Below are 15,755 nucleotides of genomic sequence, written 5' to 3' on the forward strand. Positions count from 1 at the left end.
TGATACGAGCCCATCATCTATTTATTGTCTTCTCATCGTCTCTTCTACACGATCAAACTCTTTCTTAAACATCTCTCGATAAGCTTCGTTATCTGGATACTTGGTGTGTGTTTCATACAATTGAAGTAACCTTGGGTGATCTTTGTATATTCTTTTCACTAAGAAGGCCTCTGATGAAGAGAGAAACGTGAAACACAAGGCCAGCCATATAAATGACCTTCTAATAGTTCGACCAATCTTCATCTCGTTATGCATAAATCTATAGACTTCAACAATAAAGGAAAGCAGAATAAAGAACACCCCTGACCATAGTATAAATCGATAACCAGGTGTGAGATTCTCCATGCAAAAAAGACCTAATGCTGCCAAGGAGCATCCTATTCCTTGACTTAAGCCATTCCAATGTATCTCTCTATTTTTGAAATTGATGAAATACTCTTTTACCGATATTTCTCTCATCGCACCAATACCCCAAAAGAGATAAAAGATCGATAGCGCTAGAAAAACATATGCACTATACATGCGATAGGGAAGGATCAAACTTAAACGTAGAAGAAAGGTTAACCCAAAGGCAATGAGTAACAGTGATTCAATTCTTTTCATAAGGCAGCCGTTTTAGTGTTATTGTTTCAATCGGTTATGAAGTAGAAAACCTGCAAAGCACCATGTATTCTATTTGTTTAAGACTTCATTTTATTGTCAGTGTCAATAAATATAATAAAAACAAACTATCTTACATAACATTAAATACATTTTAGCTCTTGTATTTAATGTTTTTACGACAATCACATTTTTTTTACTATTTTGGAAATCAGAAATTAATGCATGCAATAGTGAACACAAATAACACAATCTAAATATGATACTTGTAACAGGAGGCACAGGCATGTTAGGTTCGCATTTACTCATGAGGTTGGTCCAAAATGAACCAATGGTAAGGGCCACCAAACGTAAACATAGCTCTCTACAAGTTGTAGAGAACCTTTTTCATTTCTTTTATCCTGAAGAGGCCAAAACTCTACTAAACAAAATAGAGTGGGTGGATGCAGATCTCAAAGATACATACCAACTAGCTAAAGCACTGCACAATGTGGACACCGTTTACCATACTGCTGCAATTGTGTCATTTAGGAGGAAAGACGAAATAGATATGATCGTAAACAATAGAGAAGGGACAGCCAACCTTCTAGATCTCTCTATTGAAGCTGGGGTAAAGAAATTTTGTCATGTGAGTTCAGTCGCGGCATTGGAGAAAGTAGAAGATAAAAAATATACCGACGAAGAAAACTATTGGAAAACAGAAAAAGCGAAACATGCTTACGGTATTAGTAAGTTCCAATCAGAAATGGAAGTATGGAGAGCCAAAGAGATGGGGCTACCTATTGTCATTGTCAACCCATCTATCATTTTAGGTCCTGGAACATGGCAAAGTGGTAGTTCTCAATTCTTCTCATCTGTTGCCGAAGAGATGTATTTCTATACGGAAGGAGGCACAGGCTTTGTGGATGTGCTCGACTGCGTGGATGCGATGATATCTCTTGTTTCAACTCACTGGGAGGCTGCTAATGGCAAACGTTTTGTTCTTAACAGCGACAACCTAGCATATAAAGATCTTTTTACGAGAATTGCTAAAGAGATAAACACACAAGCTCCCAAATGGAAAATATCTCGTAGAGGAATCACCATTGCTTATTGGTTTGAAAGTATCCTGTCGATGTTAATGAGACGACAACCTAAAATTACTAAATCAACCATCAATAGTGCAACCAACCGAAGCTACTATAGTGGGAAACTTATAACAGAAACAATTCCCTTCACCTATCGTAGCATAGACGAAGCAATAAAAAGAGTTGCCAAGCAGTTTCTTTGGGAACATCAGAATAGATAAAGAAAGGGCTGTCTACACTAAGTAGACAGCCCTTTTTATCTATTAACTAGATCAATTAATTAAAGTCCAAATGACTCCTTAATTTGATCTACATAGTCAAGTTTTTCCCATGTAAATAGCTCAACTTCGACTTCTCTATCTACAGCATAAGGAGAAGAGAATCTCTTTGTTACAATTTGAGGCTTTCTACCCATATGTCCATAAGCAGCAGACTCTTCATAAATTGGATTACGAAGTTTTAAACGCTCTTCAATAGCATAAGGTCTTAAGTCAAAAATAGCTGCAATCTTCTCTGCAATTTGACTGTCTGAAAGTGACACTTTAGAACGACCATAAGTATTCACAAAAATATTGATAGGCTCAGCAACTCCAATAGCATATGAGAGTTGAACCAAAACCTCTTCAGAAACACCCGCTGCAACCAAGTTTTTTGCGATATGTCTTGAAGCATATGCAGCTGAACGGTCTACTTTCGATGGATCTTTTCCTGAAAATGCCCCACCACCGTGTGCTCCTTTACCACCATAGGTGTCTACAATGATTTTACGCCCTGTTAGACCCGTATCACCGTGAGGACCACCAATAACAAATTTACCCGTTGGGTTCACATGTAAGATGATGTCCTCATCAAAAAGAGATTGGACTCTTGCAGGAAGAGTTTCGATTGTTCTTGGAAGAAGTATATTCTTCACATCTTCACGAATCTTTCCTAACATCACCTCATCGTTGCTATCAAAATCATCATGCTGCGTCGAAATGACAATCGTATGAATACGAATAGGCTGGTGTGTTTGCTCATCATACTCAATGGTCACCTGTGACTTCGAATCAGGTCTCAAATAACTCATCTCTTTCGCTTCTCTACGAATTGCAGCTAGCTCAATAAGTAATTTGTGTGATAACTCAAGAGATAAAGGCATGTATTCGTCTGTATCTGTAGACGCATAACCAAACATCATTCCTTGATCACCTGCACCCTGGTTTTTACGATCTTCACGATCTACGCCACGGTTAATATCGTCTGACTGTTCATGAATTGCAGATAAAATTCCACATGAATCACCATCAAACTTATACTCACTTTTGGTGTAACCAATACGATTGATCACATCACGAGTACGACGTTGTACGTCAATATATGTATCTGTTTTCACCTCTCCAGCAACAACTACTTGACCCGTAGTAACCATTGTTTCGATAGCTACCTTTGAGTTAGGATCATAAGCCAGTAGTGCATCAAGAAGTGCGTCTGATATTTGATCAGAAACTTTGTCAGGATGTCCTTCAGACACCGATTCTGAGGTAAATAAATAACCCATATTAGTAAATTTTAATGCCGACTCCGTGTCGGTCAAAAATATTAAACATTAAAATTTGGATGGGATTAAATGATTGATAAGTTGCAGAAATCAGCAATTGCTTTAGCATTTTTTTCTGTGGTTGCAATCAATCAAATCCGTCCACTATTTATATAATTGGTTGCAAAAGTAACCTTTTATTTTAAATAAAAGGCAAAAACATCTTCTAAATTACTTCTATTAGCACTATTTAAAGACACCTTAGTCAAAACTATAACTATTACCTAATAGTCAGAGACTTAAAGACATCCTCAAGATCCGATTTGATGGTTTTAAGTTGTAATAATGGATTATCTCTCTCCACAGCAAATCGAAAAACTTTCTCTTCAAAGTTATCCGTTGGAGACCCTATAAGTTCATAATACCCATCTCTCTCCAAGACTTGTGAGAAGAGGCTTAAAGCACCTTTATCTTCCTCAGTCAATGAATGCTTAAAAACAACGGCAAGCTTACTACTATTTTTATTCGATTGAAGAAGAATATCACACTGATCATCAGCTACCACTTTTCCATTATCAATAATAACAACACGATCACACATCTGTGATACCTCATGCATTATATGAGATGAAAAGAGTACCGTCTTACCTTGACTCACCTCTCTTATTAGTTCTCTAATTTCGATGATCTGATTGGGATCTAGCCCATTCATTGGTTCATCTAATATCAACACTTTCGGATCATGAATTAGTGCTTGGGCAAGTCCCACCCTCTGTTTATAACCTTTTGAAAGTGTTCCTATCTTCTTTTGTGCCTCTTTGGTAATTCCACAACGTTTCACCACCTCTTCCACAGATCGTTTCAGATCTTTTACACCATATAGTTCTCCTACGTGTCGAAGATACTCTCTGACATAAAGTTCATCATATAGTGGATTGTGTTCAGGTAGAAAACCAATATTCTTCTGTACCTCCCGAGGATTCTTATCGACATCGACTCCAAGAACTTTAACCTCTCCTGATGTAGAACAGATAGCCCCTCCTATAATTTTCATTAACGTAGATTTTCCAGCACCATTGGGACCCAAAAAACCCACGATTTCTCCTTCATTCAAAGAGAAACTCACTCCATCTAACGCATACTGTTTCGAAAAAATCTTTTTAACATCACAAACCTCTATAGACATGAACGCTCCTTCCTTTGATCAATAAATACAATTAAAAACAGAAATAAACATAAGAAACTCCAAAACTAACATTTTGTCATAAACAAAATACAAACATAAACGCAATGATTGTATTCCAACTCAAACAAGATGATTTTTCTCATAAAAATAAGAGAACAATTGGTCTATTATTATCGAAATCCAAAATTTAAGATTAAATTTGCTAAATCGAAATTCTCAAAATAAAACTTTTCGATCATTTTTAATTTGGTCTTGTTTTCAGCCTTATAGATAATAAACAAAGAGAGAGACAGTTATTATCTAACATGTTCATAGCAATAAATCTTTGAACTTTCTATTCAAGATATTGGGCTTTAGAAAGCTTTAAGTACCGAGAAAATTTGATTACCCATGAAAGACAGAAACTTCAACTATGTCAAAAGCTTAACAACATTTCAAAGGCAAAAGACCTCTGAAGTGATTATTGGGGGCATCGGGGTTGGAGGAGACAATCCTATTCGTATACAATCGATGACGGATACAGATACCAACGATACGAAAGCAACTGTTGAGCAAATTGAAAGAATTGTAAAAGAGGGAGCAGACTTTGTTCGCATGGCTGTTCCAGGAATCAAAGAAGCCGAAAATCTAAAAAACATAAAACAGGCACTTTTGGATAGAGGAATCAAAACACCTTTGATTGCTGACATCCACTTTAATCCTGCTGCGGCATACGAAGCTTTAAAACATGTTTCTAAAGTTCGTATTAACCCAGGGAACTTCTATGACCCTCGTGCAAAATTCAAGAAAATTGAATACACACACGATGAGTACCAAGAGGAACTTACTAAGATTGAAGAGAAATTTGCTCCTTTTTTAGAAGAGTGCAAAACACATAACACGGCTATTAGAATTGGAGCCAACCAAGGCTCTCTATCTGACCGTATCATGAGTCGCTATGGGGATACCCCAGCCGGCATTGTGGAGTCAGTAATGGAATTCTTACGTATCTGTAAAAAAGAAGATTTTAAAAATGTAGTCATCTCTATCAAATCAAGCAACACTCGCATCATGGTGTTTACCGTTCGCTTGATGAACTATCGAATGAGATTAGAGGAGATGAGCTTTCCATTCCATATCGGAGTTACTGAAGCAGGTGAAGGAGAAGATGGTCGAGTAAAATCAGCTGTTGGCTCAGGAACTTTACTTGCAGATGGTATTGGTGATACTATTCGTGTTTCTCTTACAGAGAAACCTGAAAATGAGGTGAAATTTGCCAAAGCTCTGATTAATTACATCAACCAACGAAAGGGGCACGACAAAATTGATGCACCTATGTTTGCTCAAACCAACCCTTTCGAATATGAAAGACGTTCCCAACGCCCTATTGGCAATATTGGTGGTCGTCAAAAGAATGTAGTTGTAGCATCTCTCAACGGTTGCTCATTAGAAGAGGTAAGATCTTTCAGGGGCAATACTATTCCTGAATATTTCTATGATGGTAATGATATCTTCAACATTGAAGGGGAGAAGTTCCCTATCATTTCATTACACGAATATCTATATGAAGATTTTCACCATCGTAAGCCTCGTTTTGTTCGCATGAACAAAAAGGAATATGATCTCTTCAAAGAGAAAAACCCTGAAGTTGTTGAAAAACTAAAGAGAGAGAGAAATGTTATTATTCTGATGGAATCTAATAATCAGAATCCAACAGCTGAAATGCGTGCTTTCTTTATGGAGTTAGATGCAGCCATATGCAAAAATCCTGTAGTGCTGCATTGCAGATACAACGAAAACGATATGGATAAACTTCGTATCAAATCGGCTGCAGACCTTGGAGAATTAATGATTGATGGATATTGTGACGGTATTCTCATCTCAAACAACGGTTCTATTGGCTATAGTGAACTTAAGAATTTATCTTATAGTCTTTTACAAGCTAGTCGTATGAGAGTTACTCGCACTGAATTTGTCTCATGTCCTGGTTGTGGCCGTACGCTGTTTGAACTGCAAAGTACTGTTGGTTTAATCAAGAAACACTTTTCTCATTTAAATCACTTAAAGATTGGAGTGATGGGGTGTATTGTAAATGGACCAGGTGAAATGGGCGACGTTGATTATGGGTATGTTGGATCAAGTATGGGCAAAGTAAACCTTTACAAAGGCCAACGTCTCGTAAAAAAGATGATTCCTAGTGAAGATGCAGTAGCTGAGATGATTGAATTAATGAAAGAGTATGGCGATTGGAGAGAACCAAACGTGTAAAATATAAGTCAAAAGGGCTACCTCAAACGAGGTAGCCTTTTTTATTTCAGGTATAAAGACTCCTTATAAAGATCATTACACAAAGAGTTCACACTTACTTATTTTTGATGTTATTCAATATCGTTTCTTTTAGTTTTTTAGTCATCACTCCCTCTTTAGCAAAGTTACTCGGATTCTCTTTTAGCCATATTGGTCCAACGTCTTTAAAAGACAACGGTTGTTTTTTAAAAACAACCTTCACTTCTTGGCTCGCACTCTTTTCAATTGTGGCAATACTACTGTTCATCAGTCGATCTAAATCAAAAGTGTTTTTTTCAACACTTGGTATAAGAGAGATCCACTTTTTTATTTTATTGATATCTTCATTGGGTGTAAGACTACTCTGTAAAAAATCATTGCTTGAAATAGCAGGGTATCAAAGTGGAGTACTCATTAAAACTACCTTTCCCTTGGTAACATGCTACTATCCCCTGCCTTCTTTTATATATCGTTTAAAGTACATACGAAGCTCTCTCACCCAAAATGGGAAATCGATGAATGAACTTCGAATGAACATTGACCGTACTTCGAACCATCACAGGGGAAAGGCATGGGTTGGTAGCATGTTAGTCAGGGCAGAGTCATATAGAAGTCGCAAGTTCTGGTTATGGTATAATACATGTCTTTTCATCTATCACAACAGAAGTAAGTATAATACAAAACCTTCATGGTGGTGGGTAGTGTAAAATAAATGCGATGGGAGTGTCAAATAAACGCTATCAGTAGTGGAATGACATAGGTTTCCTCCGTAGTTTGTTGATACTTCAAGGATACTTCATTGATACTTCGTTCATCAAAAATGTTAAATAGATGAATATCTTATCTCGATAATATCTTAAAATTATTTTTTATCCTACCGTCAATCTATAATCTAATATTATTTGGGAGATCTCTCGTCTTATAACCTAATCCAATAGATCTTTCAATACAAATAAGTGCTTCTTTCTTGGGTTTAAATATACACGTCAATATTTGCCACCAACTACTTGCGAAAAGATCGAACCACTAAAATTCTTGAATTAGTAGTTCAATATATTCTAAAGTGGCTGTCACATCAGGGGTGACATGGTAGATATTCCATCCTAGACCATTAGCGCTATTCAGATTATCCTTCAAGTCATCAAAGAAATAGAATCTAGAGTTATCTACTTTAATTTTATTCTCAACCATATGGTATATCTCAGAAGATGGTTTTGAACATGACATTTGGTGAGAGTAAAAAAGAGCATCAAAAGCTTCTGACATAGGATATCCAAATGTATTCATAAACAGCTCTTCAAATACCTTCTGATGACGAGAATTCGTATTACTCAGCAATACACAAGTATAATCCTCTTTTAATCGCTCTAACCGATCAATCATTTCAGGTATAAAACCAATTATCATTTGATCCCAGCAACACCAAAAAGCTTCATAGTCGTAAGAGCTATTCGTCTCTTCATTCACGATATCTAGCAACTGGGATTCATGCAATTGACCTGATTCATACTCTTGAAACAACTCTTTTAATCGAGATTCATACTCCTTAGATATACCTAAGGAAAGAAAGCACTCATAACACTTAATTGGATCAATGTTTAATAAAACACGTCCTAAGTCAAATACGAATATTATGGATTTATTTTTCATCTGGGTGAATATAAAAAAAAAGAAAGCTATAAGGGGGATTATAGCTTTCTTAAACAAGGAGTAAAACAACAAAGATTTGTTGTTTAGGGAATCTAAGTAAAGAAAATTGCTCTGCTAAGATAGAGGAATTCAAAATCTTTGTGTAATCAAAATCTTTTTTGAGCCCTTAAATGCAATACTTTTTGAACAAATGGTATTTTGGTATGACCAATACCAATTATCATGATGTTTCAATTTACAACTATTGCCTCATGGAAATAAAATAACAAAAAAAAGAAGCCGTAGGGGGATACGGCTTCCTCACAAGAAGTAAACAACTTTATTCGTTGCTTAGGGAATCTAAGTAAAGAAAATTGCTCTACAAATCTAGTTATTGAGGTTTCACACCCAAATAACAGCCTGTAGTATATCCCTATACCATGACAATAAATTACTTTAACGGCAAATTGGTATGACCAATATACTCGTGCCAATAAATTGAATACTCTTAAATATTCAAATCTAAACCTACTCAATTCGATTTAAAGGGATAATATCATGGTAAAGATGAGACATAGCATTCCTCAAATCCAATTGTTTACGTCTTGAGACTTTGAATTCTTGTCCACCTGGCATTTGAAGTGTCGACGATTCAGGATCGTACGATTTTATATAAAGTACATTAACCATTGTATTTCTATCAATCGATACAAACATACCTTTCAACTTTTTCCCCCACGTTGAAAGACTTCCTCTGGTCATATACTTAAAACTGTCCCCCTGGATCGTTATAATATTCTTCGCATAACTCAGATGGTATACCAATGAGAAATCGATCTCATGGTAACCCGTCAGTGTTAAAACATTTAGAACCATAATTACTCCTTGATAACAATACTTTTTACGATTTATTTGCAAAGTTAACAAGAACTATGCTACAAACATACTATTCCACCTTATTTAGACAGAAAATGCAACCATTTTGTAATCAACTAGATAATTATATTATTCATTTTTTTTCAAAAAAACCCCTATAAATATTTTGTAGATCCTCGCAAAACCTGTAATATTGCAATACGAAAGGTGAACAACAAAGCCTTTTGCAACGGGCCTATAGCTCAGTTGGTTAGAGCACCTGACTCATAATCAGGGAGTCCCTGGTTCAAGCCCAGGTGGGCCCACTCCCAAAAAGCAGTTACAATTATTTGTAGCTGCTTTTTTTATGCTCATACGATAAACAATATGCCCCATCGTTCTAATGTAGCACATCCAAGCACCTAGGTTTAAAAGTTTAGACTATCGAGTTTAGCACCTTACAGTGCAAGTGGTCACAAAGAAGTCGATGCTATTTTTATAAACAGGCCCTGCAATTGCACATGAAAGTTAGTTCATATAAAATTTTATGCTTTCACACAGGAGGTAGAATGGCGGGGTGTTTTATATAGCAATCGATGCTCGCAATGCAAAATGATTTCGTAATTGAGATCCGAACGTTCGATTTGATCTTCATTTACTGTGTTTGTTAGTGTGTAATTCCTATACGCACGTTGACTAATGACAATTTACATCAATTGGTGATTTAATTTATCGGGCATAGGCTCTTCCAGTCAGCAGTCAATGAGACTAACCGCTTAAATGTGTTGCTCATGACCTCTTCACTCAATACAGACTCTTTCTATGCCTTATTCAATAACCAAATGAAGAAAGTCTCATAAAAAGTCATCAATCTAAATTTGAAGAATTACAAAATCAACAACATTACTGCTCATGTGATAGCAGTAGCGCTCAAATATCATTGTCCCTAGCACTTCTTTAAAGACCTTATGAATTATGGTTGCATTTCAGACATGGTTTCATCACTCGTTTATTATTGCGCCACTCATACAATTTTCGATAATCACTATGATGAAATTGAAGAGTTGCGATTTGACCATGATTTTACCCCAAACAACGACCAAGATTTGAGAAATACCCTTGATTGGTTCGCATTTAAACAGATTACATATACACTATTCTATGAACTGGGCTTGGATTAAACAAACCTCGTATTGGCTATTTAAAACGAATAAAATACCTTTATCATGTCATACATATAAGTTCGTTTGAAGCAAATTAATTTACTAAATTTGGTCTATTACAATAAAAAACTACACATGACACATAATAGACTCACCATAGAAGAGCTGAAAAGCTGGCTTTGTGACTCTGCAGATATTCTTCGTGGATATATTGATTCTTCTGTAGACATTCGTAAAGGAGGTCCCTTAGTTGCCCCACAACACAAAGATGAGAACAATAATATGGAAGTCTATAACCGTGTGATAGCCAATCCGTCTTTTTCGATGAAAGAGTGGTGGACACCTGCCGAAACAAGCATTGAAACCAAGCTTGATAAAAATGGAAAAGAGAATGATAAGGCACAATATATAGATAAATATATGCGAGTTGTGGACATTGCCGAGATCAAAGAAAACGACTACAATATAAATATCTCTCGTTACACTAATACCTCTCATCCTGAAGAAATCATTGATTTGGCGGAGGTGCGAATACAAATCGCTGATATAGAGAAAAGGGAAGCAGAGATTGACAACAAATTACAGACATTTTTGAAATATTTGAGAGTATTATGAAAGACGAAATTTTAATCTACCAAACCGAAGATGGTAAAATCAAAATAGAAACTCACTTCGAAGATGAGAATGTTTGGTTGAATCAAGTTCAAATTGGAGAGTTGTTTCAAAAATCAAAATCAACCATCAATGAGCATATATTGAATATATACAAGGAGGGAGAGCTTGATAAAGAACTTTCTATGAGAAAAATCGGAATTTCCGATTTTTCTACCAAACCCACTAACTTCTATAATCTCGATGTGATTATTTCTGTTGGTTATCGTGTAAAATCGCACAGAGGTGTTCACTTCAGAAAATGGGCTACCGCACTTATCAAAGAATATTTGATCAAAGGCTTTGCGATGAACGATGAGTTATTGAAACAAGCTGGTGGAGGCAACTATTTTGACGAACTTCTGGCTCGTATTCGTGATATTCGCTCTAGCGAAAAAATATTCTGGCGCAAAGTTCTTGATATTTATGCTACAAGTATTGATTACGACCCTAAAACGGATGCTTCGGTGAAACTCTTTCAAACCATTCAGAACAAAATGCACTGGGCAAGTCATGGGGAGACGGCAGCCGAAACCATTTACCGAAGAGTGAATGCTGATAAACAGCACCTTGGATTAACAAGTTTTAAAGGGGATATTCCAAATAAAAATGAGGTTCGTATTGCAAAAAATTACCTTACTGCCGAAGAGTTGGACATCTTAAATCGTATGGTAACCGCATTCCTTGAAATTGCTGAAATCCGTGCTTTAGACCGCACACCAATGTACATGGCAGACTGGATTAAGCAATTAGACAACTTCTTAACTTTAACAAACAAGAATATATTGGCAAATGCTGGGACTATCAGCCATAAACAAGCGGTAGATAAAGCACATGGTGAATATATCCTTTACAAAGAGAAGATGAGAGACAGAGTTACACAGGTAGAGAAGGATTTTGTCAAACAAATTGAACAAACTTCGAAACAATTAAAAAACAAAAGGTAGTTTTTTTAATGTCATTGAATAATTTGTTTCAGAATCTAAAATGGAATAGTGCATTATGATGCAATAAAATGAAAGAGACAGCCATCGGACAAATCCCTGCGAACTGGAAGTAAAGAAGTTGGGAGAGGTTCTAACAATTGGGAATGGAAGAAACTACAAACACTTAAATAAAAGAAATAAACCTGTTTATGGAAATGGGGGATATATAACTTCAGTAAATGAATATTTATATAATGGAGAGTGTGTTTGAATTGGTAGAAAAGGAACTATACATAAGCCATGTTTTTAAAGGAAAATTTTGGACTGTAGACACTCTTTTAAAATTGTAGTGGTTTGACAGGTTTGTTCTCCAAAATGCCAGACATTTCATATACGTAGCCGACCCCCTACCTCCCAAACCAGTGGTTTCTCGGGGTGGTAAGGGACTTCTTCTTCGGTGGTCAGCCGAATTACATTGAGTTTTTGATTTTGGAATTTCTCATAAAGAGAATTCAGACATTGCACTTTAAATCTGAGGGAAATCTTTGCATTTTTTTATAACCACCCATGCGGAAATATTGAACCTAGTTAGTACGACAAGCGCTTGCAAGAAAAGCTTACAGAGGGTGGAAAAGTCCTAGACATAGATTTCCATGATCATATTATTCTTTCTGGAATTGACAGTCAATATGGTTCAATTTGTGGAATATGTTAATTTATGTACCTTTATTGCTTGATAGTGTTTAAATTGGTATGATAAGTATAACAGATATACAACAACGTTGATGTTATTTCAGAAATCCGCAAATAATAATGTTGTTACTAAGTTGTTAGGTGCAATTAAAACATAAAAAGATACATCGTATTAGTATGACGAATAACTATATAAAATTGAAAGGATAAATATGGCAAATAAAACAGGAAATTATTGTGCATTCTATGTTACAGACCGTGGAACAGATTCAAATTTAACAGCTCATGCAGTAAAAGATTTTGTTTATTACAACATGCTTAGAGCGTGGAAAGGAAAAGACTCAACTTTCCCTTTTGTGGATTCTCATGATAAAAATTATAATGTACGTGATACAAGTGATTGGGAAACCACCTTAAAGCCTAGATTGAGAGATAGAATTAATAAGTCTAAGAATTTAATTTTCTTTCTTAGTAAGGAAACCAAAAATTCTAAAGCCGTTCGTGAAGAAATAGACCATGCAATAAATGTAAATGAAATCCCTGTAATTGTTGTATATCCTGATTTTAAGGAAAAGAGTGATATTATTAATTGCAGTTCAAAGACAATTAAGAAAAAAATCGAAGATATGTGGGATCAAGTTCCAATTTTTAGAGATTCTAAATATAAGGTACCCGTTTTACACATTCCTTATAAAAAGGATTTGATTCGTGCAGCACTGAGTAATCCTGATTATAGATATTCAACCAAAACAAAAGCTAATGATTATTTTTATACTTGTGATTAACTTTTAATTATGAAGTACTTCTTTAGCTCGATATCAAGTATGGCATATTGGCGATATATTTTTTCGTTTGATGGCTTAAAATCTATATTTGCAATTTATGGTTTACTTTGGTTGCTAATATCAACACTAGACTTCTTTAAGATTTATACACGTGATGAATATAGTTATTATGCATTTTTCATATTTATTGCAATCTCGATTATTCTCTCGATTATTCTTCGTCGACCAATAAAATCAATTTCAATTCCATTTCCAGAATATGATTTTAATATAGATGTACGAATCGCTGACTTATTTGGAATGGGAGGAGCTACAATGATTAGTTCCAACACTATTTTTGAGGCTGATGTAGCTGGGGGTAAAATTGCAGTTGATAGTCTTCAAGGGCAGTTTACCGCAAAATACTACACAGGAAATCAAAACGGCCTCATTAATAGTATAAATGAGAAAATTAATAAGATTGGTTTAACACCTCCTTATCCAATGGGAACAACAATTCCAATACATACTCACGGAAAAACATTTTACTTTACTGCCATGGCTACAATGGGAGAAAATGGAAATGCATCATCAACATTAACTGATATTAAGAATGCATTAAATGGTTTATGGGGATATGTTCGTGAAAAAGGAGAGTTACAAGAATTAGCTGTCCCTGTTATTGGAACAGGAAGAGGTCGATTACAAACTACAAGAAAGAAAATGATTGCTCTTATTGCAGAATCTTTTGTAAAAGCATCGATTGAGGGAAAATTCACAGATAAATTGGTAATTACAATTCGACCAGAAGATGCTGAGAATTTTGGAATAAATCTTTACGATATAAAAGACCATTTAATGCATGTGTTGAAATAATTACACATAAAATAATAGTATATTAAACAGTTGTAGTCCGCAATCGCCTCATACTCAACATTAAACTTCTACTTCCCAAACCAAAGGTTTATGAGGGTGGTAGGTGGCTTCTTCTTCGGTGGTTAGGTGAATTACATTGAGTTTGCGATTTTGGATTTTCTCATCAAGAGAGTTGAGACATTGCCCTTTCAATTTAAAGTTAATCTTTGCATATTCAAACTCTATGATGTCGGTGTAGCTTTCATCAACATGCTGTTTTATTGAGTGAATGTAAGCATAGGGATATGATTTTTTAGAATTTCCAGTAAAACGAAATTGTAAGAAATCATATTTCTTCTCTTCAATTGGTAACATGGCTTTTTACTTTCCATTCTCTCAGTTGATTTGCTGTTTTGTCTCTATACCTCGTAAGGCTTTAAATTTAAATTGATAATTCATAAGTCTTGTCTATTAGAGGTGTTTGGGGTGATTCAAGTTGTTTGATATTGCAAATCCTTTTTGCTCATCACCATCTACAAAAGCTTCAACAGCTTGTTTATTACACACAGACAATATACATATACCATCAATCTATTTCTTAAAGGATATATTTTCACCGACATAGACCTTACTACACAGCTGAATAAGAAGGAAACTGTTGTTACAGATCACATGATATAGGATTATACCCTGTGAAACTTGACATGTATTCTGATAATAAGAAAACCTTTTTTAATTGGGAGTAACTCTATTAAAATTCTAAACTCATTACTAAGGTATCTTTGTCACTAAAAATAACTAGGCCCATTCTACAAAAGCAGCTACAACTATCTGCAACTGCCTTTTATTTCACGACTCCCTCGCGATGACTCAACTAAATACAAGTGATATAGTCTAATTTAGCTTATCACCTTGTTGTGTTATTCATGTGATACCTTTGAATGAACTTTGAAGATCAGAGCATTGTTTTCGTGGATATATCATCTCTGTACATATCACTCTCCATCTTATTAGCTAATAACAATTCGAATATCTTTGATCTGACATTAAATTTTAACGCACACATTTAAAGATTATTCATAACTTGCAGTATCACTGGAATATCTATTTCAAGGTAACTAAAAATCCAAGTGATATGCAAGAGTCAAATCGAGTTGAATTAAAAGAAAAACTAACCGATAGTCTTGAAAAAGAAGTTGTCGCATTCTTAAATTATCGTGAGGGTGGTCAAATTTACATTGGCATTGCTGATGATGGAATGACGTTTGGTGTTGACTCTGCCGATAGTGAGATGTTGAAAATCAAAGACCGTTTACGTAACAATATTTCGCCATCATGTTTGGGGTTATTTGATATTATTCGGGAACCTATTGATGGTAAAGATGTCATCAAACTAAATATAGCAAGTGGTTCTGACAAGCCGTATTATCTCAAGAAAAATGGCATGAGTGAAAAAGGTTGCTTTATACGTGTTGGGACAGCAGCCGAACCAATGACTACCCCAATGATAGAAACCTTATTTTCTTCTCGCACAAGACATTCTATCGGTAAGATGAAATCTAATAAGAAGAAGTAAGCATTC

General features: G+C 35.4%; 14 protein-coding genes and 1 tRNA gene. 8 read left to right on the forward strand and 7 right to left on the reverse strand.

The window, feature by feature from the left end:
- Positions 1-21 precede the first annotated feature (21 nt).
- The gene (locus K5X82_11475; protein QZT35913.1) at positions 22-603 is read right to left on the reverse strand and encodes a hypothetical protein; all 582 of its coding nucleotides are present in this window, start codon (positions 601-603) and stop codon (positions 22-24) included.
- 256 nt (positions 604-859) lie between these two features.
- On the opposite strand from K5X82_11475, the gene K5X82_11480 reads away from it, so the two are divergent.
- Positions 860-1,888: an NAD-dependent epimerase/dehydratase family protein gene (locus K5X82_11480; GenBank protein QZT35914.1), complete on the forward strand. Its 1,029-nt coding sequence runs from the start codon at positions 860-862 to the stop codon at positions 1,886-1,888.
- A gap of 59 nt (positions 1,889-1,947) precedes the next feature.
- On the opposite strand, the gene metK is transcribed toward K5X82_11480, so the two are convergent.
- Both metK and K5X82_11490 read right to left on the reverse strand, forming a co-directional pair.
- Positions 1,948-3,207, reverse strand: coding sequence for a methionine adenosyltransferase (gene metK, locus K5X82_11485; GenBank protein QZT35915.1), 1,260 nt, complete (start codon positions 3,205-3,207; stop codon positions 1,948-1,950).
- Positions 3,208-3,466: 259 nt separating this feature from the next.
- A complete protein-coding gene (locus K5X82_11490) occupies positions 3,467-4,372 on the reverse strand; it encodes an ATP-binding cassette domain-containing protein (protein QZT35916.1) in 906 nt (301 codons plus the stop codon).
- 390 nt (positions 4,373-4,762) lie between these two features.
- On the opposite strand from K5X82_11490, the gene ispG reads away from it, so the two are divergent.
- Entirely contained in the window at positions 4,763-6,619 is a 1,857-nt protein-coding gene (gene ispG, locus K5X82_11495) for a (E)-4-hydroxy-3-methylbut-2-enyl-diphosphate synthase (GenBank protein QZT35917.1), read from the forward strand.
- 94 nt (positions 6,620-6,713) lie between these two features.
- On the opposite strand, the gene K5X82_11500 is transcribed toward ispG, so the two are convergent.
- From K5X82_11500 to K5X82_11510, 3 genes are all read right to left on the reverse strand, one after another.
- Positions 6,714-6,905 carry a hypothetical protein gene (locus tag K5X82_11500; GenBank protein QZT35918.1) on the reverse strand — a complete coding sequence of 64 codons (192 nt, stop codon included), beginning with the start codon at positions 6,903-6,905 and terminating at the stop codon, positions 6,714-6,716.
- Between the two features lie 758 nt (positions 6,906-7,663).
- Positions 7,664-8,287, reverse strand: coding sequence for an HAD-IA family hydrolase (locus tag K5X82_11505; protein QZT35919.1), 624 nt, complete (start codon positions 8,285-8,287; stop codon positions 7,664-7,666).
- Positions 8,288-8,794: 507 nt separating this feature from the next.
- Positions 8,795-9,142 carry a LytTR family transcriptional regulator DNA-binding domain-containing protein gene (locus K5X82_11510; protein ID QZT35920.1) on the reverse strand — a complete coding sequence of 116 codons (348 nt, stop codon included), beginning with the start codon at positions 9,140-9,142 and terminating at the stop codon, positions 8,795-8,797.
- 231 nt (positions 9,143-9,373) lie between these two features.
- Here K5X82_11510 and K5X82_11515 point away from each other — a divergent pair.
- The 5 genes from K5X82_11515 (at position 9,374) to K5X82_11535 (ending at position 14,194) form a co-directional block, all read left to right on the forward strand.
- Positions 9,374-9,447, forward strand: a tRNA-Ile gene (locus K5X82_11515).
- A gap of 972 nt (positions 9,448-10,419) precedes the next feature.
- A complete protein-coding gene (locus tag K5X82_11520) occupies positions 10,420-10,899 on the forward strand; it encodes an N-6 DNA methylase (protein ID QZT35921.1) in 480 nt (159 codons plus the stop codon).
- Positions 10,896-11,882: a virulence RhuM family protein gene (locus tag K5X82_11525; GenBank protein ID QZT35922.1), complete on the forward strand. Its 987-nt coding sequence runs from the start codon at positions 10,896-10,898 to the stop codon at positions 11,880-11,882. Before K5X82_11520 ends, K5X82_11525 begins: the two co-directional genes overlap by 4 nt.
- Before the next feature lie 884 nt (positions 11,883-12,766).
- Positions 12,767-13,339, forward strand: a complete 573-nt coding sequence (locus K5X82_11530) for a TIR domain-containing protein (GenBank protein ID QZT35923.1) — start codon at positions 12,767-12,769, stop codon at positions 13,337-13,339.
- Between the two features lie 9 nt (positions 13,340-13,348).
- Positions 13,349-14,194 (forward strand): DUF6430 domain-containing protein, encoded by an 846-nt coding sequence (locus K5X82_11535; GenBank protein ID QZT35924.1) that lies wholly within the window; start codon positions 13,349-13,351, stop codon positions 14,192-14,194.
- Between the two features lie 60 nt (positions 14,195-14,254).
- On the opposite strand, the gene K5X82_11540 is transcribed toward K5X82_11535, so the two are convergent.
- On the reverse strand, positions 14,255-14,548 hold the full coding sequence (locus tag K5X82_11540; GenBank protein QZT35925.1) for a hypothetical protein: 294 nt from the start codon (positions 14,546-14,548) through the stop codon (positions 14,255-14,257).
- Positions 14,549-15,308: 760 nt separating this feature from the next.
- Here K5X82_11540 and K5X82_11545 point away from each other — a divergent pair.
- On the forward strand, positions 15,309-15,749 hold the full coding sequence (locus K5X82_11545) for an ATP-binding protein (protein ID QZT35926.1): 441 nt from the start codon (positions 15,309-15,311) through the stop codon (positions 15,747-15,749).
- Positions 15,750-15,755: the final 6 nt, after the last annotated feature.

The organism is Prolixibacteraceae bacterium (genome assembly GCA_019856515.1).
Lineage (GTDB): Bacteria > Bacteroidota > Bacteroidia > Bacteroidales > Prolixibacteraceae > Halosquirtibacter > Halosquirtibacter xylanolyticus.

Bases quoted from the DNA above. Each gene is read 5' to 3' on its own strand.
- K5X82_11475 (QZT35913.1), bottom strand. From the start codon at position 603: ATGAAAAGAATTGAATCACTGTTACTCATTGCCTTTGGGTTAACCTTT.
- K5X82_11480 (QZT35914.1), top strand. From the start codon at position 860: ATGATACTTGTAACAGGAGGCACAGGCATGTTAGGTTCGCATTTACTC.
- metK (QZT35915.1), bottom strand. From the start codon at position 3,207: ATGGGTTATTTATTTACCTCAGAATCGGTGTCTGAAGGACATCCTGAC.
- K5X82_11490 (QZT35916.1), bottom strand. From the start codon at position 4,372: ATGTCTATAGAGGTTTGTGATGTTAAAAAGATTTTTTCGAAACAGTAT.
- ispG (QZT35917.1), top strand. From the start codon at position 4,763: ATGAAAGACAGAAACTTCAACTATGTCAAAAGCTTAACAACATTTCAA.
- K5X82_11500 (QZT35918.1), bottom strand. From the start codon at position 6,905: ATGAACAGTAGTATTGCCACAATTGAAAAGAGTGCGAGCCAAGAAGTG.
- K5X82_11505 (QZT35919.1), bottom strand. From the start codon at position 8,287: ATGAAAAATAAATCCATAATATTCGTATTTGACTTAGGACGTGTTTTA.
- K5X82_11510 (QZT35920.1), bottom strand. From the start codon at position 9,142: ATGGTTCTAAATGTTTTAACACTGACGGGTTACCATGAGATCGATTTC.
- K5X82_11520 (QZT35921.1), top strand. From the start codon at position 10,420: ATGACACATAATAGACTCACCATAGAAGAGCTGAAAAGCTGGCTTTGT.
- K5X82_11525 (QZT35922.1), top strand. From the start codon at position 10,896: ATGAAAGACGAAATTTTAATCTACCAAACCGAAGATGGTAAAATCAAA.
- K5X82_11530 (QZT35923.1), top strand. From the start codon at position 12,767: ATGGCAAATAAAACAGGAAATTATTGTGCATTCTATGTTACAGACCGT.
- K5X82_11535 (QZT35924.1), top strand. From the start codon at position 13,349: ATGAAGTACTTCTTTAGCTCGATATCAAGTATGGCATATTGGCGATAT.
- K5X82_11540 (QZT35925.1), bottom strand. From the start codon at position 14,548: ATGTTACCAATTGAAGAGAAGAAATATGATTTCTTACAATTTCGTTTT.
- K5X82_11545 (QZT35926.1), top strand. From the start codon at position 15,309: ATGCAAGAGTCAAATCGAGTTGAATTAAAAGAAAAACTAACCGATAGT.